Raw genomic sequence first — 22,258 nt, forward strand, 5'->3', positions numbered from 1 at the left:
GTGCTCACCATGCTCGCCGTGCTCGCCGTGGCCCTCGTGACCGCCGTGCTCACCATGCTCGCCGTGCTCGCCATGGCCCTCGTGACCGCCGTGCTCACCATGCTCGCCGTGCTCGCCATGGCCCTCGTGACCGCCGTGCTCGCCGGGCGGGCAGGCGCACTCGGACAGCCCGTGCTGGCCGGGGGCCCCCTCCTTGCAGGCCTCGCCGCCGGCGGCGGCGGCCCCCGGCCCTTCGGGGTGCCCGAGCGCCGACGGCTCGCCCATCGGCCGACCACGCTCGGCGCCGTCCTCGCCGGCTTGGACCGAGTCGCCCTGCTCAGTGGGGGTTTCGCCCTGCTCGGTGGTCTCGGTCGACTCCGGGTCGGCCGGGTCCGGGGTGTCCGACCGCAGGATGCTCCGGCCGGTGAAGGTCCAGGTGTTGCCGGAGAAGCCGGTGCGGTCCCCGGCCAGGCGCAGAAGGTTGTCGACCCATTCGCCCTGGGCCGCTGCCGACTCGGAGGCGATGCCGTGGTTGACGGAGGACGAGGCGTAGGCCGTGTGACCGGCACCCAGCACGAGCGTGGCCGAGGCCAGTCCGGACAGGACAAGGGTGGTGATTCGAGTACGCATGACACTCCAGGATGATCCGTAAAGCGGATCTTCTGAATACGCCCCTGCCTCACTCGCTCGCGGCTCGCACCGCTGCAGAGTAGTCGGATTGGCTCAACGGATTAGCGTGCGCGGGGGATGCCCCACGAAACAGGCGGGCCCGCTCCGACCGGAGCGGGCCCGCCTGGTGATTGACGAACCGTCAGAGAACCTGGAGGTTCTTCCGCAGCTCGAACGGCGTCACCTCGGAGCGGTACTCCTCCCACTCCTGGCGCTTGTTGCGCAGGAAGAAGTCGAAGACGTGCTCGCCCAGTGTCTCGGCGACGAGTTCGCTGCGCTGCATCAGGTCGATGGCCTCGCCGAGGTTCTGCGGCATCGGCTGGATGCCGAGGGCGCGGCGCTCGGAGTCGGACAGCGCCCACACGTCGTCGTCGGCGCCGGGCGGGAGCTCGTAGCCTTCCTCGATGCCCTTCAGGCCGGCCGCGAGGGTGACGGCGTAGGCGAGGTAGGGGTTGCAGCCGGTGTCGAGGGAGCGGACCTCGATCCGGGTGGAGCCCTGCTTGCCCGGCTTGTACATCGGCACCCGGATCAGCGCCGAGCGGTTGTTGTGGCCCCAGCAGATGTACGAGGGGGCCTCGCCGCCGGCGCCGGCGGTGCGCTGGGAGCCGCCCCAGATCCGCTTGTAGGAGTTCACCCACTGGTTGGTCACGGCGGCGGTCTCGGCGGCGTGCTTCAGCAGGCCGGCGATGAACGATCTGCCGACCTTGGAGAGCTGGTACTCGGCACCGGACTCATGGAAGGCGTTGCGGTCGCCCTCGAACAGCGAGACGTGGGTGTGCATGCCGCTGCCGGGGTGCTCCGAGAAGGGCTTGGGCATGAAGCTCGCGTGCACGCCCTGCTCCAGCGCGACCTCCTTCATGACCAGACGGAAGGTCATGATGTTGTCGGCGGTGGAGAGCGCGTCGGCGTAGCGCAGGTCGATCTCCTGCTGGCCGGGGGCGCCCTCGTGGTGCGAGAACTCGACCGAGATGCCCATCGACTCCAGCATGGTGATCGCCTGGCGGCGGAAGTCGTGGCCGACACCGCGCGGGGTGTGGTCGAAGTAGCCGGACTGGTCGGCCGGGATGGGCGCGGTGCCGTCGCCGGGCAGGTTCTTCAGCAGGAAGAACTCGATCTCCGGGTGGGTGTAGAAGGTGAAGCCCAGGTCGGAGGCCTTCTCCAGGGTGCGCTTGAGCACGAACCGGGGGTCGGCGTAGGACGGCGAGCCGTCCGGCATCAGGATGTCGCAGAACATCCGGGCGGTGCCAGGGGTCTCCGAGCGCCACGGCAGGATCTGGAAGGTGGTCGGATCCGGCTTGGCGATCATGTCGGACTCGTACACCCGGGCGAAGCCCTCGATCGCGGAGCCGTCGAACCCGATGCCCTCCTCGAAGGCCTGCTCCAGCTCGGCCGGGGCGACCGCGACCGACTTGAGGAACCCGAGCACGTCGGTGAACCACAGCCGGACGAACCGGATGTCACGCTCTTCGAGCGTCCGAAGCACGAACTGCTGCTGCTTGCCCATGGGGACAGTCTCACCTCTGCTCTTTACGCTCGTGTTACGCCCGGGAGGCCACCGGAGGACCCCTGCCGGCGAATGCCCCCATCATGGCCGATCACCGGGCGAGACGGCAGTCCCGACCCCCGGGAACACCCGCTGAACACCTCCGGAACCGTCCGGGGGCGGCCTCGGGACCACCGCGGAGCGACCCCCTCGCGGGACATTGCGTCAGATAGACGATTACACTCGGGGACATGCCCAATCTCCGTCTCGCCCTGAGCCAGATCGACCCCTGGGTCGGTGACCTCGCCCGCAACAGCGATGAGGTGGTGCGCTGGACCAAGCAGGCCGTCGAGGCCGGCGCCCAGCTGGTCGCCTTCCCCGAGATGGCCCTCACCGGGTACCCGGTCGAGGACCTCGCCCTGCGGCACTCCTTCGTCGAGGCCTCCCGCGGCGCGCTGGTCGAGCTGGCCGGCCGGCTGGCGGCCGACGGGCTGGGCGAGGTGCCGGTGGTGGTCGGCTACCTCGGGCGCTCCGAGCACGCGTCGCCGCGCTTCAACCGCCCGGCCGGGTCGCCGCAGAACTGCGCCGCCGTGCTGTACCGGGGCGAGGTGGTGACCCGCTTCGCCAAGCACCACCTGCCCAACTACGGCGTGTTCGACGAGTTCCGCTGGTTCGTCCCGGGCGACCAGCTGCCGGTGGTCCGGGTGCACGGGGTGGACGTCGCGCTGGCGATCTGCGAGGACATCTGGCAGGACGGCGGCCGGGTCACCGCGGCCCGCGAGGCCGAGGCCGGGCTGCTGCTGGTGATCAACGGCTCGCCGTACGAGCGCAACAAGGACGACCAGCGGCTGGAGCTGGTCCGGCGCCGGGCGGCCGAGGCGGGCTGCCCCCTGGCGTACGTCAACATGGTCGGCGGCCAGGACGAGCTGGTCTTCGACGGCGACTCGATCGTGGTCGGCGCGGACGGCGAAGTCCTCGCCCGCTCCCCGCAGTTCGAGGAGCACCTGCTGGTGCTGGACCTCGACCTGCCGGCGGCCAGCAGCGACCACACCGACGGTCTGCTGCTGAGCGACGGGCTGCACCTGGTCCGGACCGAGCTGGGCGGCGAGGTGCAGCCCGCGCCCGCCGAGCGGGCGGGCGCCGGGGTCGCGCCGCGACTGTCCGACGAGGCCGAGATCTGGGCCGCGCTGGTCTCCGGCACCCGGGCGTACGTCGCCAAGAACGGCTTCAGGTCGGTGCTGATCGGCCTCTCCGGCGGCATCGACTCGGCACTGGTGGCCTCGATCGCCGTGGACGCGATCGGCGCCGAGAACGTGTACTGCGTCTCGATGCCCAGCCGCTACTCCTCCGAGCACTCCAAGGACGACGCGGCCGACCTGGCCCACCGCACCGGGCTGCACTTCCGGACGGTCTCCATCGCCCCGATGTTCGACGCCTACCTGGCCGCCACCGAGCTGACCGGCCTGGCCGAGGAGAACCTGCAGTCCCGGCTGCGCGGCACCCTGCTGATGGCGATCTCCAACCAGGAGGGGCACATCGTGCTCGCGCCCGGCAACAAGAGCGAGCTGGCGGTCGGCTACTCGACCCTGTACGGCGACTCGGTGGGCGCGTTCGGGCCGATCAAGGACGTCTACAAGTCGCTGATCTTCCGGTTGGCCCGGTGGCGCAACGAGGAGGCCGAGCGGCGCGGCGAGGCGGCTCCGATCCCGGAGAACACCATCGTCAAGCCGCCGTCCGCCGAGCTGCGGCCGGACCAGAAGGACACCGACTCGCTCCCGGACTACGACCTCCTGGACAGCGTGCTGGCGCGCTACATCGAGGGCGACGAGGGCCGGGACGCGATCGTGGCGGCCGGCTTCGACCCGGCCGTGGTGGACCGGGTGGTGCGGCTGGTCGACACCGCCGAGTACAAGCGCCGGCAGTACCCGCCGGGCCCGAAGATCTCGGTGAAGAACTTCGGGCGGGACCGCCGACTGCCGATCACCAACCGCTGGCGGCGCGGCTGACGCTCGGTCAGTACCGGTAGGTGGCGACCACCGCGAGGTGGTCGCTGCCGTCCCGGGGCAGGGTGCGGGAGTCGACCGGGTCGAGCCCGCCCTTGCTCATGATCTGGTCGATCCGGGCCATCGGGAAGGACGCCGGCCAGCTGAAGCCGAAGCCGTCCCCGGCGGCGCCCTGGGCCGAGCGCATCTGCGAGGTGACCGGCGCGAGGCTGCGGTCGTTCATGGTGCCGTTGAGGTCGCCGAGCAGCAGCACCTTCTTGATCGGCTCGGCTTCGATCGCGTCGCCGAGCGCCTGCGCGCTGGCGTCCCGCTGGTTGACGGTGAAGCCGCCCTCGGCCTTCAGCCGCACCGAGGGCAGGTGCGCGACGTACACCGCGACCGGGCCCTGCGGGGTGCCGACCTGGGCCCGGAACGCCCTGGTCCAGCCCATCTTGAGGTCCACCGGCGCGACCCCGCTGATCGGGTACTTCGACCACAGCCCGACCGTGCCCTCCACGGTGTGGTACGGGTAGGCGTCGGCGAGCCCGGTCTCGTACGAGTGCAGCGCCCGGCCCGCGAGCTCCTGCAGGGCGACGATCTGGGCGCCGGAGGCGACCAGCCCCCGGATGGTGGCCGGCACGTCGGTGTTGGCGGCGGCGACGTTGTGGCTGACCACCGTCCACTCGCCCTTGCCGCCGCTCCTGTCGGTCAGCAGGCCGCCGAACAGGTTGACCCAGAGCACCACGGGCAGCAGCAGCGCGAGCAGCGCGGTGGCGGAGCGGCGCAGCAGCGCGGGCACCAGCAGCACCGGGACGGCCAGGCCCAGCCAGGGCAGGAAGGTCTCCAGCAGGCTGCCGAGGTTGCCGACGCCGTTGGGCACCTCGGCGTGGAAGGCGAGCAGCGCGGCGGTGAGCCCGGCCAGGGCGGCGATCACCAGGCCGCGCCGCCAGGTGGTGGCGCCGCGGGCGTCCCGGCCCCAGTCCCGCAGGCCGAGGAAGCCGCCGGACCGCGCTGCGGGGGCCGAGTCGTCGGCACCTCCGGGGGCAGCGATCCGCTCGGTCCTGTCCGCCTGCGCCATACCGTGGCTCCCGTTCGTTCGTGCCGTCCGCCGGTCCGGGGTCCGGCCCGTGCGGACGGGCACGGCACCGGACCGGTGCCGGTTCGATCGGATACCCGGCTCAGCCTATGCCGGGACAGACGTCACGCCCCCGGAGCGGGTTCCGGCGCGGCCCGGTTTGGTGAGTTAGGCCACGTCCGGTCGGTGCGGCGAGCGGGCGGCCGGGCCGCCGCGGGGCGTCCCCGGGCGGCGGGCCGGCGCCCGGGGTCAGCGCGGCCCGAGGCCCTCGATCAGCGAGTCGACCATCTTGCGGGCGAGGTCCGGGTCCTCCAGGTCGGAGTCGTCCCACAGGATGCTGCGGTAGAGGATCGGGCCCATCAGCAGGTCGCCGAGCAGCTCGAGGTCGAGGTCGGAGCGGAGCACGCCCTCGTCCACGGCGCCGCGGATGAGCTTCAGCCCGGCTTCGCGGCGCGGCTTGACCACCCGTTCGCGGTAGGCGTTGTGCAGCTCGGGCAGGCTGTGCATCTGGCCCAGGGCGGCCTTCAGCACCCAGCGGGTGCGCTTGGCGAGGCCGCGCCGGCGCATGTAGTCGATCATCTCGATCAGGTCGGCCCGCGCGCCGCGGCCGGTCGGCTCGGGCATCGGGACCTCCAACTTGCCGACCACGTCGACCAGCAGGGCCTCCTTGTTGGGCCAGCGGCGGTAGATGGTGGCCTTGCCGACGCCCGCCGCGGTGGCGATGCCCTCGATGGTGAGTTCGGCCATCGTGGTGCCGCTCGACATCAGGTCCACCACCGCGGTGAAGATGGCCTGTTCGGCGGCCTCGCTGCGCGGCCGGCCGCGGCGTGCGGCGGCACAGGCCTGGCCGCTGTCGGCGGCGCAGTCCTGATCGGTGTCGGCGGTCGGGGTGTCCGTCTTCATCCCCGCTGTACTCCCTCGCTGTCCCCGGGCGCGCGGGCGCCGTCCGTGTCGTTGGCGGTCCGTGTGGCGGGCGGGAGCCCGCCGCCGGACCGAGGCCCTGTCCCCTCGGGCGCACCCGGGGTGACAGGGCCATTGTCACTCAGTCGTGTTCGAGACCTCACCGCCGTCCGGTCGGACCGCAGGTCAGGCGTCCGCGGCCGCCGCCTCGACGAGCGGCTCGTCCCGCTGCTCGGGGGCCGGACCGGCCGGAGCACCGGGGGCGGCCGAGCGGCGCGGCAGCAGGAACCAGGCGACCAGCGCGCCGAGCACCGAGATGCCGACCGAGAAGGAGGCCACCACGTGCATGGCGTGGATGAAGGAGTCGTTCGCCGGGGCGATCAGGGCCTTGCCGCCGGGGATCCGGTCGGCGATGGCCAGGGTGGCCTCCAGCGACTCGCCGGCCTTGTCCCGCAGGTTCTCGGGCAGCTGGTTCAGCGTGTCGCTCATCCCGTCGCGGTAGACGGTGGAGAGCACCGCGCCGAGCACGGCGACGCCCAGCGAGCCGCCGACCTGGCGGAAGGTGTTGTTGACGGCCGACCCGGCGCCGGCCTTCTCGCGGGGCAGCGAGCCCATGATCGCGACGGTGACCGGCGGCATGACGTGCGCCATGCCGGCGCCCATCACCAGGCCGAGCACGATCAGCACCCAGATCGGGCTGGTGGCGGTCAGCACGGTGTAGCCGACGAAGCCGATCGCGACCAGCACCATGCCGCCGGCGGCGGTGGCGGCGACGCCGATGCGGTCGACCACCAGCCGGGCCCGCGGTGCGAACAGCAGCTGGGCGACGGCCAGCGGCAGCATCAGCAGACCGGCCTGCAGCGCGCTGTAGCCGCGCACGCTCTGGATGTAGAAGACGCCGAAGAAGGAGACGCCCATCAGCGCGAAGAAGATCACGCCGACGACGACCACGGAGGCGCTGAACACCTTGTTGCGGAACCAGCTGACGTCCAGCGCGGGGAACGCGGTGCGGCGCTCGAACCAGACGAAGGCGACCAGCGCGACCACACCGATGAGGGTCGGCACCCAGGCCCCGGCGGCCGTGAAGTCGGCCAGCTCGCCGCCCTTGATGATGCCGTAGATCAGTGCGACCAGGCCGATGATCGACAGCAGCACGCCGATCGGGTCGAGCTTGCCCGGGTTGGGGTCCTTGGACTCGGGCACCAGGATCGCCATCGCGATCACCGCGACGATCACGATCGGGACGTTGATCAGGAAGACCGAGCCCCACCAGAAGTGCTCGATCAGCAGGCCGCCGGTGATCGGACCGATGGCGATGGCCAGGCCGACCGCGCCCGCCCAGATGCCGATCGCCTTGGGCTGCTCGGAGCGCTCGAAGACGTTCATGATGATCGCCAGCGTGGCGGGCATCGCGAGCGCGGCGCCGACGCCCATCAGGGCGCGGAAGCCGATGAGTTCACCGGGCGAGCCGGCCATCGAGGACAGCAGCGAGGCCATTCCGAAGACCACCATGCCGGCCAGCAGCGCGAGCTTGCGGCCGAAGCGGTCACCGAGCAGGCCCGAGGTGAAGAGCAGTCCGGCGAACACCAGGGTGTAGGAGTTGATCGACCACTCCAGGTCGCTCTGGGTGGCGCCGAGGCCGACCGGAGCGGGGGTCGCGATGGTCTTCATCGCGACGTTGAGGATCGAGTTGTCGAGCACGACGACGAGCAGGGCGAGCACCAGGGTGCAGAGGATCGCCCAGCGCCGACGGTGGATGGCTTCCGGCACGCGGGGTGGCGCGGCTGCGGTGGTCATTGGTCTTCCCGTCCGTGTTGGCGTGGCACTGGCGGGCTATTCCGAGTCGGATCCGTCTCGTAACCCCCGCACCAGAGTAGCCGGGAATACGATACGAGACGACCCCGTTTCGTAAAAACGAGGCAAAGCCCGCCGCCTCCGCCCACCGCGACCGGGGCCCGGTGTGTCACGGATCGCACCGGGACGAACGCACCCCTCTTTGCGCGCACGCCGGGGCGTGCAAGCATGGAGGTGATCCGGGGACGCCGCACGGCGCCACGAGACGACAACCCTTCAGGAGTCCGTTCGATGAACGCTTCTTCGCCTTCGCCTGCCCAGAACCAGGCGTCGACCGCCACCCTCTACGGCGGGGTCACCAACCGCCGCATCACCGTCCGCGACCTGGCCTCCGCCAAGCAGCGCGGCGAGAAGTGGTCGATGCTGACCGCCTACGACGCCCTGACCGCGGGCGTGTTCGACGAGGCCGGCATCCCGGTCCTGCTGGTCGGCGACTCGGCGGGCAACTGCCACCTCGGCTACGAGACCACCGTCCCGGTGACCATGGATCAGATGGTGATGCTCTCCGCCGCAGTCGTCCGCGGCACCAAGCGGTCGATGATCGTCGCCGACCTGCCGTTCGGCTCCTACCAGGAGTCCCCCGCGCAGGCCATGCACAACGCGGCCCGGCTGATGAAGGAGGCCGGCGTCGGCGCGGTGAAGCTGGAGGGCGGGGAGCGCAGCGCCCGCTCGATCGAGCTGCTGGTCGAGGCCGGCATCCCGGTGATGGCACACATCGGCCTCACCCCGCAGTCCGTGCACGCCCTCGGCGGCTACCCGGTCCAGGGCCGCGGCGACGAGGCGGCGCACCAGCTGCTGCGCGACGCCAAGGCCGTCCAGCAGGCGGGCGCCTTCGCCGTGGTGCTGGAGGCGGTGCCGGCCGAGCTGGCCGCCCAGGTCACCGAGCAGCTCGCGATCCCGACCGTCGGCATCGGCGGCGGCCGCGACACCGACGCCCAGGTGCTGGTCTGGACCGACATGGCCGGCATGACGGCCGGCCGGGTGCCGAAGTTCGTCAAGCAGTACGCCAACCTGCGGGCCGTCCTGGGCGACGCCGCCCGGGCCTTCGCCGAGGACGTCCGCGGCGGCGCCTTCCCGGCGGAGGAGCACACCTTCCACTGACCGGTCGTACGGCCCAGTGCCCCCGCTCCGCCCCTCGGAGCGGGGGCACCGTCCTGCCCGGCCGACGGATGACAGCGGCGTGACAGCCTCCTGGCAGCGCGGTGCCACGACCGCCGCCGGGCTGACAGGGGGCTGACAGCCGGGGCGGACAACCTGGTGGCATGACACGAATCGCCACCGCCCCGAACGACCGGGGAGTCGCCGTCGGCAACGCCGTCGAGGTCCGCGGCATCGTCAAGCACTACGGCACCACCAAAGCCCTCGACGGGGTCGACCTCACCGTGCGGGAAGGCACCGTCCTCGGCGTGCTCGGCCCCAACGGCGCGGGCAAGACCACCCTGGTACGGGTCCTCTCCACCCTGATCAAGCCGGACGCCGGCACCGCCGTCGTCGGCGGCTACGACGTCCTGCGCCAGCCCAAGCAGCTGCGCCGGACCATCGGCCTCACCGGCCAGTACGCCTCTGTCGACGAACTCCTGTCCGGGTACGAGAACCTCTACCTGATCGGCCGGCTGCTCGACCTCTCCGGCCGCGAGGCCAAGGCCCGCGCGCACGAGCTGCTGGAGCGCTTCTCGCTCACCGAGGCCGGCAAGCGGACCGCCAAGACCTACTCCGGCGGCATGCGCCGCCGCCTCGACCTGGCCGCCAGCATGATCGGCCGCCCCCGGGTGCTCTACCTGGACGAGCCCACCACCGGCCTGGACCCGCGCACCCGCAACGAGGTCTGGGACGAGGTGCAGCGGATGGTCGCCGAGGGCACCACCGTGCTGCTGACCACCCAGTACATGGAGGAGGCGGAGCAGCTCGCGAACGAGCTGACCGTCATCGACCGCGGCAAGGTCATCGCCAACGGCCTGGTGTCCGAGCTCAAGGCCAAGGTCGGCGGCCAGACCCTGCAGGTCCGCCCGGTCCACCCGGCCGAACTGCCCGAGATGGCCCGCTGCCTGCACGAGAGCGGCATCACCAGCGCCACCTTCTCCGCCGACACCGGCCTGCTCGCGGTGCCGATCACCGGCGACGAGCAGCTCACCGCGGTGATCGGCGTGCTCGGCGGCCGCGGCTTCGCGATCGCCGGCATCGACACCAAGGTGCCCAGCCTCGACGAGGTCTTCCTCGCCATCACCGGCAAGCCCGCCGCCGACGCGGAGCCCGCCCCCAGCCTCGCCAAGGAGCCCGTCGCATGACCACCGCCACGCTCTCCCCCGCCCGGGTGCAGGACTCCCGGATCGGCCTGTCCGGAACGCTGCGCCACGTCGGCGCGCTGACCCGGCGCAACCTGATGCGGATCAAGGCCGACCCGGAGTCCATGTTCGACGCGGTGCTGATGCCGATCATCTTCACCGTGCTGTTCGTCTACGTCTTCGGCGGGGCGATGGCCGGCGACCAGGACACCTACAAGCAGTACCTCGTCCCCGGTCTGCTCGGGCAGACCGGCCTCACCCTCGCGATGGCCGTCGGCACCGGCCTCAACAGCGACTTCCAGACCGGTGTGATGGACCGCTTCCGGACCCTGCCGATCGGCCGGGCCTCCGTGCTGCTCTCCAAGATCGCCGCCGAGACCCTCCGCGGGCTGCTCTCCTTCGCGATCCTGATCGGCTTCGCGATGTGCATCGGCTTCGAGGTGAAGACCGGCCCGCTGGAGGTGCTGGCCACGGTCGGCCTGGGCCTGGTGTTCGGCATGTCGATCGTCTGGATCTCCATGCTGCTGGGCATGGCGCTGCGCAGCGCCCAGGCCGTCCAGGGCGTGGCCATGCTGGTCCTGATGCCGATGCAGTTCGGCAGCTCGATCTTCGCCCCGACCTCGACCATGCCGGGCTGGCTGCAGTCCTTCACCAAGGTCAACCCGCTGTCCGCGCTGGCCGACGCCTCCCGTGCGCTGCTCAACGGCGAGGGCGCGGTGGCCCACCCGGTGATGATCGTGCTGGTCTGGTCCGCGGCCGTGACCGCGGTCTTCGCCCCGCTGGCGGTGGCCCGGTTCCGCAAGCGGACCTGACCTCCCCGGAGAAGAGCCGCCGGCGGCCCTCTTCGGGGGAGGGCCGGCGGACCGGACGGCCGGTCGCCCGGGACAGGCGCCGGCCGTCGTACGGGCCCGGTGGGCCGGTGACCAGGGGACGGCACCGGCCCACCGGGCCCTCAGCCCTCAGCCCTCAGCCCTCGACGATCAACTCGTCCAGCAGCTCGTTCGTCTGCGCCTGGGTCATCCCGGCGCCGCGGGCGCGGGCCGCTTCGAACCCGGCGTCGCCGAGCAGCTCCCGCAGGGCGTCGGCGGAGCGCTCCCGCTCGACCCGGTCCAGGTAGCCGCCCTTCGGGCCGTTCAGTCCGGTGTGCGCGCCGAGCAGCACGGCCGCCGCCTCGGCCCGCCGCAGGTCCCCGTCCCGCTGGGCGAAGCCGACCAGCACCGCGGCCACCGCCGGCACCACCATGACCGCCACGTGCTCGGCGAACCCGCTGGCGGCCGAGATGGCGCGCAGCAGCCTCCGGCCCTCCCGCAGCAGGGCGTAGCCCTGGTCCGGATCCCCGGCCCGGGCGATGATCCAGCCCCGGGCGCTCACCAGCATCCCGTCCACGATGCCCGGTGCGAAGCCGCCCACCCGGACCACGTCGAGGGCGTCCAACTCGGCCAGGGCCGCCTCGTACTCGCCGCGCACGGCGTGGATGCCGCAGAGCGTCAGATGGCCGAACATCAGCGCGCCGGTGGTGGACTGGTTGGCGCCCGGGGCGTCGACGGAGGCCAGGGCCTCCCGGACGATCCGCTCGCCGCGCTCCATGTCGTGCTCCAGCACGGCGGTGCCCAGGTGCACCCGCAGGATCGGGACCTCCTGCGGCGCGCCCAGCTCCTCGGCCAGTTCGATCGCCCGCGCGTACGCGGCGGCGGCAGCCTGCGACTCGCCCTGGTTGGCCAGGCTCTCCCCGTGCGCGGCCAGGGCCTGGGAGATCCCCCAGAGGTCCCCGGCCCGCTCGTACAGCTCCAGCGAGCGCTCGCCGTCGCGCAGGCTCTGCTCGGCGCCGCTCGGCCAGTCGTTCATCATCCGGGCCCGGACCTGCAGGATGAAGGCCAGGTCACCCGGCCCGCCGTACTGCTCGCAGCCGCGGACGGCGTCGTCCAGCAGGTCCTTCATCAGCTCCAGCCGGCCGGCCAGGAAGGCGCCGAACACCCGCATCAGCGCCGGGAACCGGTAGGCCTGCGGCAGCTCCGGGCCGTAGGCGTCCATCAGCTGCCGGGCGACCACGACCGCCTCCGGATCGCCGAGCACGTCCAGGTTCCCCTCGAACAGCCCGATCAGCCGGTACATCGCGAGCAGCCGGCGGGACTCCTCCAGCACGCCCTCGGGCATCGGCACGCCGTACGCGAGCACGTCGCGCTCCAGCGGCAGCGGCGGCGGGACGTCGGGGCCGAACGGGTCCGGGCCGAGGGCGGCGACCGCGTTGTACCAGCCGCGGGCCTCCATGCTGTAGGCGCGCAGCGACCAGTACCAGCTCATGCCGAGGCAGAGGACCAGCGCCTGTTCCTCGTCCCGGAGGTCGATCGCGCGGCGCAGCACGGCCCGGATGTTGTCCTGCTCGCGCTCCAGCACGGTCAGCCAGTGCAGTTGCCGGGGGCCGTGGATCTGCTGTTCGGCCTCGGCGACCAGGGCGCGGAAGTGCGCCAGGTGACGGGCCTCGGTGGCGGCGCGCTCGGCGGCCGACTCGGCGAGGCGCTCGGTGGCGTACTCGTGGATGGTCTCCAGCATCCGGTAGCGCGGCAGGCTGGCGCCGTCCAGGTCGGCGACCAGCAGGGACTTGTCGACCAGCGACAGCAGCAGGTCGGCGACCTCCCCGGGGGCCACGTCGAGGCCGTCGGCGCAGACCGCCTCGGCGTCCTCCAGCTGCCAGCCGCCGGAGAACACCGCGAGTCGGCGCAGCACCGCTCGCTCCCGCTTGCCCAGCAGGTCCCAGCTCCAGTCGACCACCGCGCGCAGGGTCTGCTGGCGCGGCAGCAGGGTGCGGCTGCCCGCGGTGAGCAGCGCGAACCGGCCGTCCAGCCGGTCGGCTATCTGGCGGGCCGTCATCACCCGCAGCCGGGCGGCGGCCAGTTCGATGGCCAGCGGCAGCCCGTCCAGCCGGCGGCAGATCTCGGCGCAGGCCTCCGGGTCGCCCTGCGGGTCGAATCCGGGACGGGCGGTGGCGGCGCGCTCGGCGAACAGCCGCAGCGCGACCGGGTCGGGCAGCGGCTCGACCGGCAGCACCGTCTCGCCGGGCACGCCGAGCGGCTCGCGGCTGGTGGCGAGCACGGTCAGCCCGGGGCACTCGGCGAGCAGCGCGTCGGCGAGGTCGGCGGCGGCCTGGATCAGGTGCTCGCAGTTGTCCAGGACGAGCAGCATCCGACGGTGGGCGCAGTGCTCGACGAGCCGGCGCAGCGGGTCCTCGGCGCGCTTCTCGATCACTTCGGCGACCATGCTGGTGCTGTGCAGCACGATCTCGCGCAGGCCCAGTGCGGAGACCACGGCGGCGGGCACCGCCTCCGGGCTCTCCAGCGGGGCCAGTTCGGCCACCCAGACGCCGTCCGGCCACGCCCCGACGCGCTGTTCGGCCCGGCCGGCCTCGACCGAGAGGCTGGTCTTGCCGGAGCCGCCGGGGCCGGTGAGCGTCACCAATCGACGGTCCGTCAACAGTCCGCGCAGCGAGCCGAGATCGACCTCTCGGCCGACGAAGCTGGTCAGCCGGCCGCGCAGGTTGCCGCCGGTGCGCGGGAGTTGGGGCGTCGGAGCGGCCGCGGCCGGCGGCCGCTCCGGGCCGGGTTCCGCCTCCGCCACGGGGGCGAGCAACTCGGCGTAGAGGGCCTGGAGTTGTCGGTCCGGGTCGACGCCCAGCTCATCGGCCAGCGCCCGCCTGGTCCGCTCGTAGTGGCGCAGCGCCTCGGCCGTCCGGCCGCTCGTGTGCAGCGCCCGGATCATCAGCAGCTGCAGCGGTTCGTCCAGCGGCTGCCGCTCGCACAGCTCGGCGAGTTCGGCGACCAGCTCCGCGGCCAGGCCGAGCCCGAGGTCGGCGGTGATCCGGTGGCGGTGGGCCTCCTCGCGCTGGGCCTCCAGCCGGGCGGCCGGGCCGGTGCGGTCCGGCAGGTCGGCGAGGGCGGGGCCGCGCCACAGCGCCAGGGCGGCGCGCAGCCGCTCGGCGGCGAGCGCGTCGTCCCCGGTGTCCAGGGCGCGGCGGCCCTCGGCGCTCAGCCGCTGGAAGTCGGCGAGGTCGGTGCCGGGGCCGGTCAGCCAGTACCCGGCCGGGCCGGAGCCGACCTCGTCCCGGCCGATGGTGCGGCGCAGCCGGCCGACCAGGGTCTGCAGCGCGGCGGAGGAGTCCTGCGGCGGATCGGCGTCCCACACCTCGTCCACCAGCAGGTCGGCCGGGACCGGGCGGCCCTGCCGCAGGGCCAGCGCGGTGAGCAGCGCCCGCAGCCGGGCGCCGCCGAGGGGCACCGGGGTTCCGTCGTCGTGGTGGGCCGTGGTCGTCCCGAGGATGCCGTAGTGCACCGGACCATTCTGGTCGATCGGCGCGGGTACGGCCGCACAATTGTGCTGCCCGCCCGGACCGGCGACGGAACGCGGCCGGGCGTTCGGACGTTCACCCGGAGCGGCTTGTCCGGTCACCGGCCCGCCCGGCATGATCGACCCCTGCCCGCCTCCCGACCTCCCACTGCCCACGGAGCATCCACACCATGACCTTCGCCGCCACGCCGCGCTCCCGCAGCGAGGACCGCCGGATCAGCCCGGTGTTCTGGGTGCTCCTCGCCGTCCTCGCCACCTCCGCCTGGGCGGTGTACGCCGACTACGGGAACAGCTCGTTCGGGGTGTTCCTGTTCGTGGTCGCCGGCTGGATGGTCTCGCTCTGCCTGCACGAGTACGCCCACGCGCGCACCGCGCTGCACGGCGGCGACATCACCGTCGGCGCCAAGGGCTACCTCACGCTCAACCCGCTGAAGTACACCAACGTGCTGCTCAGCTTCGTGCTGCCGATCGTCTTCATGATCCTCGTCGGCATCGGCCTGCCCGGCGGCTCGGTGTGGATCGAGCGGCACCGGATCCACGGCCGGCTCAAGCACAGCCTGGTCTCGGCGGCCGGGCCGCTGGTCAACCTGCTGTTCGCGGCGGTGCTGCTGATCCCGGTGGGGGCGGGGTGGCTGCACGGCGGCGGCGGGGTGTACGTGTGGGCCCTCGGCGTGGACCCGTACAAGCCGATCGAGTGCGCGATGGCCTTCCTCGGCCTGCTCCAGCTGAGTGCCGCGCTGCTCAACCTGCTCCCGGTGCCCGGCCTCGACGGCTACGGGATCGTCGAGCCGTGGCTGTCCGCCAAGACCCGGCGCGCGGTCGAGCCGTTCGCGCCGTACGGGATGCTGGCGGTGTTCGCCCTGCTGTGGCAGCCGCAGGTCAACCACCTGTTCTTCGAGGCGGTGCACGGGCTGATGGGGCTGTTCGGGGCGGACGGCCGGGTCTCCGACCTGGGCTACGCGCTGTTCCGCTTCTGGGACAGCTGAGGCCGGAACGCCTCGGCCCTGCCCGCCCGGCCCCCGGTCATGCGCCTAGCCCTGCTCGGCGGCCGCGGCGTGGGCCTCGGCGATCTTCGCCCGGCGGCGGTTCAGCCACACCACGTTGCTGGCCACGCCGGCCATCGGCAGCCAGATCAGGCCCAGCCACAGGCCCTGGGTCAGCGAGAAGACGGCGGCCGCCAGCGCGAGGACGACGACGATCAGGGCGAGCAGGGACGTGCGGGGCATGGCGGGAGACTCCTAGAACCGGGTGCGGCCGGTCGGTTGCGGCCGCGACCCATTGTCGCCGACCTCACCTCCGGAACGGGTCCAGGGGTGAGGTCGACACGGCGTCCACCGGTCAGACGTCGGTGATCCGCAGGCCCGCGTGGGCCTTGTAGCGGCGGTTGACCGAGATCAGGTTGGCCACCAGTGCCTCGACCTGGTGGGCGTTGCGCAGCCGGCCCGCGTAGATGCCGCGCATGCCGGGGATCCGGGCGGCCAGGGCGCGCACGACGTCGGTGGCGGCCCGCTCGTCGCCGAGCACCATGACGTCGGTGTCGATCGCCTCCACCGACTCGTCCTGCAGCAGCACCGCCGAGAGGTGGTGGAAGGCGGCGGTGACGCGGGAGTCCGGGAGCAGCGCGGCGGCCTGCTCGGCGGCGCTGCCCTCCTCCGGCTTCAGCGCGTACGCGCCCTGCTTGTCGAAGCCGAGCGGGTTGACGCAGTCGACGACGATCTTGCCGGCGAGTTCCTCGCGCAGTGCGGTCAGCGTGGCGGCGTGGCCGTCCCACGGGACCGCGATGATCACTACGTCGCTCTCCCGGGCGACGGTCGCGTTGTCGGCGCCGCGCACGCCGAGGCCCAGCTCGGCGGCCGAGGCCTCGGCCCGGGCCGCGTCCCGGGAGCCGATGATCACCTGCTGGCCCGCCTTGGCCAACCGCAGGGCCAGGCCCCGCCCCTGGTCGCCGGTGCCGCCGAGGACGCCGACCACCAGCTGCGAGACGTCCGGCATCTCGTGGGCCGGGTTTGTCGCTGAATCGAGGGAAGTCATGGGCCGATCCTGCCAAATCCCCGGCCCTGCGCGACATTCTGGCCCGCATGGATGCGGTGAGAGTTTCGGCACTCCGGGAACGGCTGGCGGGTACGGGCTGGTTGGAGGCGGTCGGCGGCTTCGCCGGGTCGCTGCGGCGCTCGGTGCAGCGGCGCGGAGCGGGCACCCTGCTGCTGGTCGGAACCGAGGCGTACGAGCCCTGGCACCTGGCCGCCCACCTCGCGGACGAGGCCGCGTGGTCGGCCGTCCCCCGGCTGGCGCCCACCCTGCTGCGGCACCGTCCGCCGGCCGGTGCCCCGGCGCACCTGGCGTACGACCTGCGGCGGCTCACCGAGGCCGGGCGCGGCGCCACCGTCCTGGTGGTGGCCCCGGAGGCGGCCGGCGCCCCGCTGCTGGAGCGGGTGCACGACGCCCGGCGGCACGGCGCGACCGTGCTCGCGCTGGACGGCGCCCCCACCGCCGCGGGCGACCTCGGCGGGCTCGCGCACGAACGGCTGGCCGTCGGCACCGCCGCCGAGGAACCCTTCGACCTGGCCCAGCACCTGGTCAGTGCCGCCGCCGGCCGACCGGCCGGCCGCCGCTCCGCCCTCGACCGCCTGGCCGACCTCGCTGGCCGGCTGACCTCGGCACCCGGCCTCAGCCGCTGGTAGGCCGCCGGTCAGGAACGCCGCAGCATCACGTGTCGTAGATCGTGGAACGGTGGTTGACGTGGACGACCCACACCACCAACTGTCCGTTGTCGATCGTGTAGATGATCCGGTAGTCGCCCACCCGCAGGCGTCTGCGGTCGGGCTGCGACACGAGCGCGGTGGTGTTGAAGCCGAGCGGATCGCTTTCCAGCTCGGTCAGCTTGGCCAGGATGCGAAGCGCCACGTCACGGGGGATCTTCCGGAGTTCGTCCCGGGCTTCCGGCCGGAAGAGGGTGCGGTACTCACTCACTGCGGGCCAGCGTCTCCCTCATGACGTCCTCGATCGGGATGCCCTGCGAGGGGTCGGCCATGCGCTCGTCGATGATCCGGTTGATCTCGCGCTCCTCCCATTCCTGGTACTTCCGGAGGACCTCGATCGACACGACGGCGGCGACCTGCTTGCCCCGGCGCGTGATCACAGTGGGGACGTCCTCCCGATCGGCCCGCTCGACGACCTCGGCCAAGTGCGCGCGGACATCGCGGATCGACTTTATGGGCAGTGGCTGCGTCATGCGCCCAAGCGTACGTTCTGTACCAGGTGTACACAACGGCGGGCGGCTCGAAAACCCTTTGCGGGCGTGGCGGGGACCGGCTCAGGATGATGGTTCGTGAACGTCGACGAACCCCCGCACACCTCCGCGCCCGGGCGGCTCCGAAGGGCCGTGCGCTCGCTGACGCCCGACCTGTCGCCCTGGCGTGCCTCGCGCGACTTCCGCCTCCTCTGGACCTCCGGCTGCGTCACCGGCTTCGGCAGCTTCCTCACGCTCGTCGCCGTGCCGATGCAGATCAAGGAGCTCACCGGCTCCTCCTTCGCGGTCGGCCTGATCGGCGCCGTCGAACTGGTGCCGCTGATCGTCTTCGGCCTGTGGGGCGGCGCCCTCGCCGACGCCCTGGACCGCCGCAGGCTGGTGCTGCGCGCCGAGGCCGCACTCGGCGTGCTGGCCGGGTTGCTGCTGCTCAACGCGCTGCTGCCGCACCCGCTGCTCTGGCCGATCTACCTGGTCGCCGCGCTGGTCGCGGCCGCCGACGGCCTGCAGCGCCCGGCCCTGGACTCGCTCACCCCGCGGATCGTCCCGCACCGGCACCTGACCGCCGCGTTCGCCCTCAAGTCCCTGTACCACAACGCCGCTTCGGTGGCCGGGCCGGCGCTGGCCGGCGTCGTGGTGGCCCTCGCCGGGGTGCAGACCGCGTACGCGCTGGACGTGCTCACCTTCGCCGCCTCGCTGCTGCTGCTCGTCCGGATCAAGGCGGTGCCGCCCGCCACCGGCGCCGAACGGCCTTCGGTGCAGGCGGTGTTGACCGGCGTCCGGTACGCCTGGAGCCGCAAGGACCTGCTCGGCACCTACGCGATCGACGTGTGCGCCATGCTGTTCGCCTACCCGGTGGCCGTCTTCCCCTTCCTGGCCTCGGAGTCGGGCGCGGACTGGGCGCTCGGCCCGATGTACGCGGCCTCCGCCGCCGGCGCCCTGCTGGTCGGGGCGACCAGCGGCTGGACGTCCCGGGTGCACCGGCACGGGCGGCTGCTGCTGGCCGCCGCCGTCGGCTGGGGCGCGGCGATGGCGCTGGCCGGACTGTCCGGCAGCGTCTGGCTGGTGCTGCTCGGACTGGCGCTGGCCGGCGGCGCCGACGAGATCAGCGGGCTGGCCCGCTCGACCATGTGGAACCAGTCCATCCCGGACGGGGTCCGCGGCCGGATGGCCGGTGTCGAGCTGCTCAGCTACTCGGTCGGGCCGCAGCTCGGCCAGGTCCGGGCGGGCACCGTGGCCGGGCTGATCGGCGTGCGCGCCGCCGTCTGGACCGGCGGGGTCGCCTGCGTCGTCGCCGTCCTCGCGGTCGCGGCGGCGCTGCCGAAGCTGCTCGCCTACGACGACCGCACCGACCCGCACGCCGCCGCCGTCCGCGCCGAACACGAACGGACCGAGCAGGAACGGGCGCTGCGGGAAGGGACGCAGCAGGAGCCGGCAGCCGAGCGGGAGACGGAGAAGTCCACCGGGACGGCCGCCACGCTGTGACAGACTGCCCGGCATGAGGACCGGGGGCTGGAAGCCGTGGACGGCCGTGGTGATCGTCGTGGCCGCCGTCGCGGCCGGCACGCTCAACTGGGCGCTGTCACCGGGTGACAAGGCCGCGGACCAAGCGGCTCCGACACCCCGCGCGGTCGGCGGCACGCTCGCCCCGCAGCCGCCGGACGTCGCGGCCCTGGCCGCCTCCCCCGAGGTCGCCGCCGCCGACCGGTCCCTCACCGCCGAGATCGACCGGCGGCTGGCCACGCTGCTCCCGGCGCTCTCCGGCGCCCAGCCGATCGGCGAGGGCGTGCAGGACGGCTGCGGTGTCGATCCCGGCAGGTCCGACGGCTCCGGGGTGCACTGGCCGGCCCCGACGTGCCGCCGACAGGTGGTCAAGTACCTGGCGGTGAGCGGCGATCCGCAGCAGGCCCGGTCGCGCTGGGACCAGGCGATGGCCGCCCAGGGCGCCCAGGGCGCCGACTCCAACGCCTCGCCCCGGCCCGGCGAGGGGCTCTGGTACGGCTTCCCGCGCACCGACGGGGACCGCGACCTGCTCGGGGTCAGCCTGGCCTTCGACGAGCGGAAGGACCCGAGCGGCGCCCCGACCCCGGGCGCGGGCTTCCCCTGGAAGCCCGCGGCGCCGAACGCCACCACGACGGCCTGGGCCGACCGGGAGTCCAAGCCCGCGCCGCCCGTGGACCAGGCCGCCGCCCAGGCACTCGCGGGCGGGCGGCGCCTCGTCGTACTGAGCGTGGACGAGGAGTACTTCACCGCCCCCGAGCCGCACTGACCCAGCCTGCTCCGGGCCGCACCGTCCTCCCTGCTCCGGGCCGCTGTGCCCTCCCTGCCGCGAGCCGGCGCCGTCTACTCGGTCGTCCTGTCCTCGGCCGTCCCGCCCTCGGGCCTGTCGCTCCACCGCGGGTCGTTCTGCCACTCCCGGTTGCGCTCGTCCGCGGTCTGCAGCGCGTGGGCGGCCTCCTCGGGGCTGCCGTACGGCCCCAGGCGGTCCTTGGCCGGGCACTCCGGGCCCTCCTCGACCTTGCCGTGCTTGATGCAGTAGAACCACTCGCCGGGCTTTCCGGTCGGCTTGCGGTGGAATCCGAGGGGCATGGCGTACTCCCGTTCAGTCGGATGGGTCGGTACCGATCATTCCCCGGCCCGGGTGGGTCCGCACACCGCCCGTCCCGGCCGGGACCGGCGACTAGACTCGCCGCCATGGCTCTCGTACCCGGCATCCAGTCCCCCACCCGCAAGGTCCCGGCGCACATCGCGCGTCCCGAGTACGTCGGGCGGCCCGCCCCGACCCCGTACACCGGGCCCGAGGTACAGACCGCCGAGACCATCGAGAAGATGCGGATCGCGAGCCGGATCGCCGCGCAGGCGATGGAGGAGGCCGCCAAGCTGATCGCCCCCGGAGTCACCACGGACGCGCTGGACGTCGTCGCGCACGAGTACATGTGCGACCACGGCGCCTACCCGTCCGACCTCGGTTACCGGGGCTTCCCCAAGTCGGTCTGCACCTCGATCAACGAGGTGATCTGCCACGGCATCCCGGACTCGACCGTGCTGCTGGACGGCGACATCGTCAACATCGACGCCACCGCGTACATCCACGGGGTGCACGGCGACCTCAACGCCACCTACCTGGTCGGCGACGTGGACGAGGAGTCCCGGCTGCTGGTCGAGCGCACCCGGGAATCCCTCAACCGGGCGATCAAGGCGGTCAAGCCGGGTCGTCAGATCAACGTCATCGGACGGGTCATCGAGTCCTACGCCAAGCGCTTCGACTACGGCGTGGTGCGGGACTTCACCGGACACGGCATCAACACGTCGTTCCACTCCGGCCTGATCATCCCGCACTACGACAGCGAGCGGGCCACCGAGGTGATCAAGCCGGGCATGACCTTCACCATCGAGCCGATGCTGACCCTGGGCACCTACGACTACGAGATCTGGCCGGACGGCTGGACGGTCGTCACCAAGGACCGCAAGCGCACAGCCCAGTTCGAGCACACCCTGGTGGTCACGGCGGACGGCGCGGAGATCCTCACCCTGCCGTAGCGGCGACGGCGCCTAGCCGATGAGCCACTGCTCCTCGGCTACGGCGCCCACCTCGGTGCAGGCGTCGGTCAGCACGTCCAGGACGCGCAGCGGGTCCGGCAGCGGCTGCTCGGGCCCGCGCAGCCACTGCACCCGGGAGCCGTCCGGCAGCGCGGCCGGCGGGAGCAGGGTGTACGAGCCGCGGCAGTGCCAACGCAGGCCGGGGTGCTCGGACATGGTGTCCGGGGTGGAGTCGAGCGCGCTGGGCCACCACTCGTCCTCGTCCTGCGGGGTGCCGCGGGTGGCGGTGAAGAAGAGGTAGCGGTCCTCGCCGACGGCGGCGACCGGGCCCTCGACGCCCAGCGCGGTCAGCCGCTCCAGCGCCAGCCGCCCGGCCTCCGCCGGGACGTCCAGCACGTCGTGCACCCGGCCGGTGGCGGTGATGAAGTTGGCGTTCGGGTCGCGGGAGAGCCAGCGGGAGAGCTGCTCGGGATCGGTGGTGGCCTGGGTCTGCCAGGCGAAGGAGACCGGGTGCTGGGCCGGGGCCGGACAGGCCACCCGGTCACAGGAACAGCGGTAGCCGGTCGGATGGGCGGCCGGCGCGAGCGGGAAACCGGCGTGCACCGCCCCGAGCAGCTGATCCAGCCCGGTGGCCGGGCCGTCCGCGCCCCCTGCCCTGGCCCGCTGACGATCACGCCTCTGCCACCAGGTCGTCCACCTGCCGCCGGCTTCCATCGGGCCCCTTCCGCGCAACTGCCGTGCCTGGTGCGACACAGCGTTCGACGTACACTCCGACGCAACGCACGATGCCCCCGCATGCTTCCCGGGGTGCTCGGCCCTGCCGTCCGCGCCCTGTCGACCGCGGCCCGGGGTCACCGGACGGCCGACGCCCGGGTCACGGTACGGAGTCGCGGCAGCACGCTGTCCGCG

General features: G+C 72.9%; 20 protein-coding genes and 1 pseudogene. 9 read left to right on the top strand and 12 right to left on the bottom strand.

Translation table 11 applies throughout. The features are described 5' to 3' along the window. Positions 1–609 (bottom strand): annotated as a pseudogene (locus ABTY56_RS22765) (hypothetical protein); the annotation flags it as partial. A gap of 181 nt (positions 610–790) precedes the next feature. Next, positions 791–2,152 (bottom strand): gamma-glutamylpolyamine synthetase GlnA2, encoded by a 1,362-nt coding sequence (gene glnA2, locus ABTY56_RS22770; protein ID WP_097238167.1) that lies wholly within the window; start codon positions 2,150–2,152, stop codon positions 791–793. 230 nt (positions 2,153–2,382) lie between these two features. Between glnA2 and ABTY56_RS22775 the strand changes: the two genes are divergently transcribed. Beyond that, a complete protein-coding gene (locus ABTY56_RS22775; RefSeq protein WP_350630820.1) occupies positions 2,383–4,137 on the top strand; it encodes an NAD+ synthase in 1,755 nt (584 codons plus the stop codon). A gap of 7 nt (positions 4,138–4,144) precedes the next feature. On the opposite strand, the gene ABTY56_RS22780 is transcribed toward ABTY56_RS22775, so the two are convergent. The 3 genes from ABTY56_RS22780 to ABTY56_RS22790 form a co-directional block, all read right to left on the bottom strand. Then, on the bottom strand, positions 4,145–5,191 hold the full coding sequence (locus ABTY56_RS22780) for an endonuclease/exonuclease/phosphatase family protein (RefSeq protein ID WP_350630821.1): 1,047 nt from the start codon (positions 5,189–5,191) through the stop codon (positions 4,145–4,147). A gap of 246 nt (positions 5,192–5,437) precedes the next feature. Then, on the bottom strand, positions 5,438–6,091 hold the full coding sequence (locus ABTY56_RS22785) for a TetR/AcrR family transcriptional regulator (RefSeq protein ID WP_350630822.1): 654 nt from the start codon (positions 6,089–6,091) through the stop codon (positions 5,438–5,440). Between the two features lie 183 nt (positions 6,092–6,274). Further along, on the bottom strand, positions 6,275–7,885 hold the full coding sequence (locus ABTY56_RS22790; RefSeq protein WP_350630823.1) for a DHA2 family efflux MFS transporter permease subunit: 1,611 nt from the start codon (positions 7,883–7,885) through the stop codon (positions 6,275–6,277). A gap of 288 nt (positions 7,886–8,173) precedes the next feature. On the opposite strand from ABTY56_RS22790, the gene panB reads away from it, so the two are divergent. From panB to ABTY56_RS22805, 3 genes are all read left to right on the top strand, one after another. Further along, entirely contained in the window at positions 8,174–9,043 is an 870-nt protein-coding gene (panB, locus tag ABTY56_RS22795; protein ID WP_350630824.1) for a 3-methyl-2-oxobutanoate hydroxymethyltransferase, read from the top strand. A 161-nt stretch (positions 9,044–9,204) separates the two neighbouring features. Then, a complete protein-coding gene (locus ABTY56_RS22800) occupies positions 9,205–10,227 on the top strand; it encodes an ATP-binding cassette domain-containing protein (protein ID WP_350630825.1) in 1,023 nt (340 codons plus the stop codon). Next, a complete protein-coding gene (locus ABTY56_RS22805; protein ID WP_350630826.1) occupies positions 10,224–11,036 on the top strand; it encodes an ABC transporter permease in 813 nt (270 codons plus the stop codon). Before ABTY56_RS22800 ends, ABTY56_RS22805 begins: the two co-directional genes overlap by 4 nt. 154 nt (positions 11,037–11,190) lie before the next feature. On the opposite strand, the gene ABTY56_RS22810 is transcribed toward ABTY56_RS22805, so the two are convergent. After that, complete coding sequence (locus tag ABTY56_RS22810; protein WP_350630827.1) at positions 11,191–14,547, bottom strand: AfsR/SARP family transcriptional regulator; 3,357 nt, start codon at positions 14,545–14,547, stop codon at positions 11,191–11,193. Between the two features lie 185 nt (positions 14,548–14,732). Here ABTY56_RS22810 and ABTY56_RS22815 point away from each other — a divergent pair, with 185 nt between their 5' ends. Further along, entirely contained in the window at positions 14,733–15,548 is an 816-nt protein-coding gene (locus ABTY56_RS22815) for a site-2 protease family protein (protein ID WP_350630828.1), read from the top strand. Positions 15,549–15,593: 45 nt separating this feature from the next. Here ABTY56_RS22815 and ABTY56_RS22820 read toward each other — a convergent pair whose 3' ends face one another. Both ABTY56_RS22820 and npdG read right to left on the bottom strand, forming a co-directional pair. Then, positions 15,594–15,788 carry a hypothetical protein gene (locus ABTY56_RS22820; RefSeq protein WP_350630829.1) on the bottom strand — a complete coding sequence of 65 codons (195 nt, stop codon included), beginning with the start codon at positions 15,786–15,788 and terminating at the stop codon, positions 15,594–15,596. A gap of 112 nt (positions 15,789–15,900) precedes the next feature. After that, positions 15,901–16,593 (bottom strand): NADPH-dependent F420 reductase, encoded by a 693-nt coding sequence (npdG, locus tag ABTY56_RS22825; RefSeq protein ID WP_350630830.1) that lies wholly within the window; start codon positions 16,591–16,593, stop codon positions 15,901–15,903. A gap of 47 nt (positions 16,594–16,640) precedes the next feature. Here npdG and ABTY56_RS22830 point away from each other — a divergent pair, with 47 nt between their 5' ends. Further along, positions 16,641–17,243: a hypothetical protein gene (locus ABTY56_RS22830; RefSeq protein WP_350630831.1), complete on the top strand. Its 603-nt coding sequence runs from the start codon at positions 16,641–16,643 to the stop codon at positions 17,241–17,243. A 25-nt stretch (positions 17,244–17,268) separates the two neighbouring features. Here the strand turns inward: ABTY56_RS22830 and ABTY56_RS22835 are convergent, their stop codons facing one another. Then, a complete protein-coding gene (locus tag ABTY56_RS22835) occupies positions 17,269–17,532 on the bottom strand; it encodes a type II toxin-antitoxin system RelE family toxin (RefSeq protein WP_350630832.1) in 264 nt (87 codons plus the stop codon). Next, positions 17,525–17,794 (bottom strand): type II toxin-antitoxin system Phd/YefM family antitoxin, encoded by a 270-nt coding sequence (locus tag ABTY56_RS22840; protein WP_350630833.1) that lies wholly within the window; start codon positions 17,792–17,794, stop codon positions 17,525–17,527. Before ABTY56_RS22840 ends, ABTY56_RS22835 begins: the two co-directional genes overlap by 8 nt. 96 nt (positions 17,795–17,890) lie before the next feature. Here ABTY56_RS22840 and ABTY56_RS22845 point away from each other — a divergent pair, with 96 nt between their 5' ends. Together ABTY56_RS22845 and ABTY56_RS22850 are read left to right on the top strand one after the other, a co-directional pair. Then, the gene (locus ABTY56_RS22845) at positions 17,891–19,294 is read left to right on the top strand and encodes an MFS transporter (protein ID WP_350630834.1); all 1,404 of its coding nucleotides are present in this window, start codon (positions 17,891–17,893) and stop codon (positions 19,292–19,294) included. A gap of 13 nt (positions 19,295–19,307) precedes the next feature. Beyond that, positions 19,308–20,078, top strand: coding sequence for a hypothetical protein (locus ABTY56_RS22850; protein ID WP_350630835.1), 771 nt, complete (start codon positions 19,308–19,310; stop codon positions 20,076–20,078). A 74-nt stretch (positions 20,079–20,152) separates the two neighbouring features. On the opposite strand, the gene ABTY56_RS22855 is transcribed toward ABTY56_RS22850, so the two are convergent. Beyond that, a complete protein-coding gene (locus ABTY56_RS22855; RefSeq protein ID WP_350630836.1) occupies positions 20,153–20,398 on the bottom strand; it encodes a hypothetical protein in 246 nt (81 codons plus the stop codon). Between the two features lie 105 nt (positions 20,399–20,503). Between ABTY56_RS22855 and map the strand changes: the two genes are divergently transcribed. Beyond that, positions 20,504–21,349: a type I methionyl aminopeptidase gene (map, locus tag ABTY56_RS22860; RefSeq protein WP_350630837.1), complete on the top strand. Its 846-nt coding sequence runs from the start codon at positions 20,504–20,506 to the stop codon at positions 21,347–21,349. A 12-nt stretch (positions 21,350–21,361) separates the two neighbouring features. Here map and ABTY56_RS22865 read toward each other — a convergent pair whose 3' ends face one another. Beyond that, positions 21,362–22,063 (bottom strand): bifunctional DNA primase/polymerase, encoded by a 702-nt coding sequence (locus tag ABTY56_RS22865; RefSeq protein WP_350630838.1) that lies wholly within the window; start codon positions 22,061–22,063, stop codon positions 21,362–21,364. Positions 22,064–22,258: the final 195 nt, after the last annotated feature.

The organism is Kitasatospora sp. NPDC097691, from assembly GCF_040302665.1.
In the GTDB taxonomy this organism is placed as follows: domain Bacteria; phylum Actinomycetota; class Actinomycetes; order Streptomycetales; family Streptomycetaceae; genus Kitasatospora.

Excerpts from the sequence above, each read along its gene's own strand:
- ABTY56_RS22805 (WP_350630826.1), top strand. The coding sequence starts at position 10,224 with ATGACCACCGCCACGCTCTCCCCCGCCCGGGTGCAGGACTCCCGGATC.
- ABTY56_RS22790 (WP_350630823.1), bottom strand. The coding sequence starts at position 7,885 with ATGACCACCGCAGCCGCGCCACCCCGCGTGCCGGAAGCCATCCACCGT.
- glnA2 (WP_097238167.1), bottom strand. The coding sequence starts at position 2,152 with ATGGGCAAGCAGCAGCAGTTCGTGCTTCGGACGCTCGAAGAGCGTGAC.
- ABTY56_RS22820 (WP_350630829.1), bottom strand. The coding sequence starts at position 15,788 with ATGCCCCGCACGTCCCTGCTCGCCCTGATCGTCGTCGTCCTCGCGCTG.
- ABTY56_RS22800 (WP_350630825.1), top strand. The coding sequence starts at position 9,205 with ATGACACGAATCGCCACCGCCCCGAACGACCGGGGAGTCGCCGTCGGC.
- ABTY56_RS22775 (WP_350630820.1), top strand. The coding sequence starts at position 2,383 with ATGCCCAATCTCCGTCTCGCCCTGAGCCAGATCGACCCCTGGGTCGGT.
- map (WP_350630837.1), top strand. The coding sequence starts at position 20,504 with ATGGCTCTCGTACCCGGCATCCAGTCCCCCACCCGCAAGGTCCCGGCG.
- ABTY56_RS22855 (WP_350630836.1), bottom strand. The coding sequence starts at position 20,398 with ATGCCCCTCGGATTCCACCGCAAGCCGACCGGAAAGCCCGGCGAGTGG.
- panB (WP_350630824.1), top strand. The coding sequence starts at position 8,174 with ATGAACGCTTCTTCGCCTTCGCCTGCCCAGAACCAGGCGTCGACCGCC.
- npdG (WP_350630830.1), bottom strand. The coding sequence starts at position 16,593 with ATGACTTCCCTCGATTCAGCGACAAACCCGGCCCACGAGATGCCGGAC.
- ABTY56_RS22865 (WP_350630838.1), bottom strand. The coding sequence starts at position 22,063 with ATGGAAGCCGGCGGCAGGTGGACGACCTGGTGGCAGAGGCGTGATCGT.
- ABTY56_RS22850 (WP_350630835.1), top strand. The coding sequence starts at position 19,308 with ATGAGGACCGGGGGCTGGAAGCCGTGGACGGCCGTGGTGATCGTCGTG.
- ABTY56_RS22780 (WP_350630821.1), bottom strand. The coding sequence starts at position 5,191 with ATGGCGCAGGCGGACAGGACCGAGCGGATCGCTGCCCCCGGAGGTGCC.
- ABTY56_RS22830 (WP_350630831.1), top strand. The coding sequence starts at position 16,641 with ATGGATGCGGTGAGAGTTTCGGCACTCCGGGAACGGCTGGCGGGTACG.
- ABTY56_RS22815 (WP_350630828.1), top strand. The coding sequence starts at position 14,733 with ATGACCTTCGCCGCCACGCCGCGCTCCCGCAGCGAGGACCGCCGGATC.
- ABTY56_RS22840 (WP_350630833.1), bottom strand. The coding sequence starts at position 17,794 with ATGACGCAGCCACTGCCCATAAAGTCGATCCGCGATGTCCGCGCGCAC.
- ABTY56_RS22785 (WP_350630822.1), bottom strand. The coding sequence starts at position 6,091 with ATGAAGACGGACACCCCGACCGCCGACACCGATCAGGACTGCGCCGCC.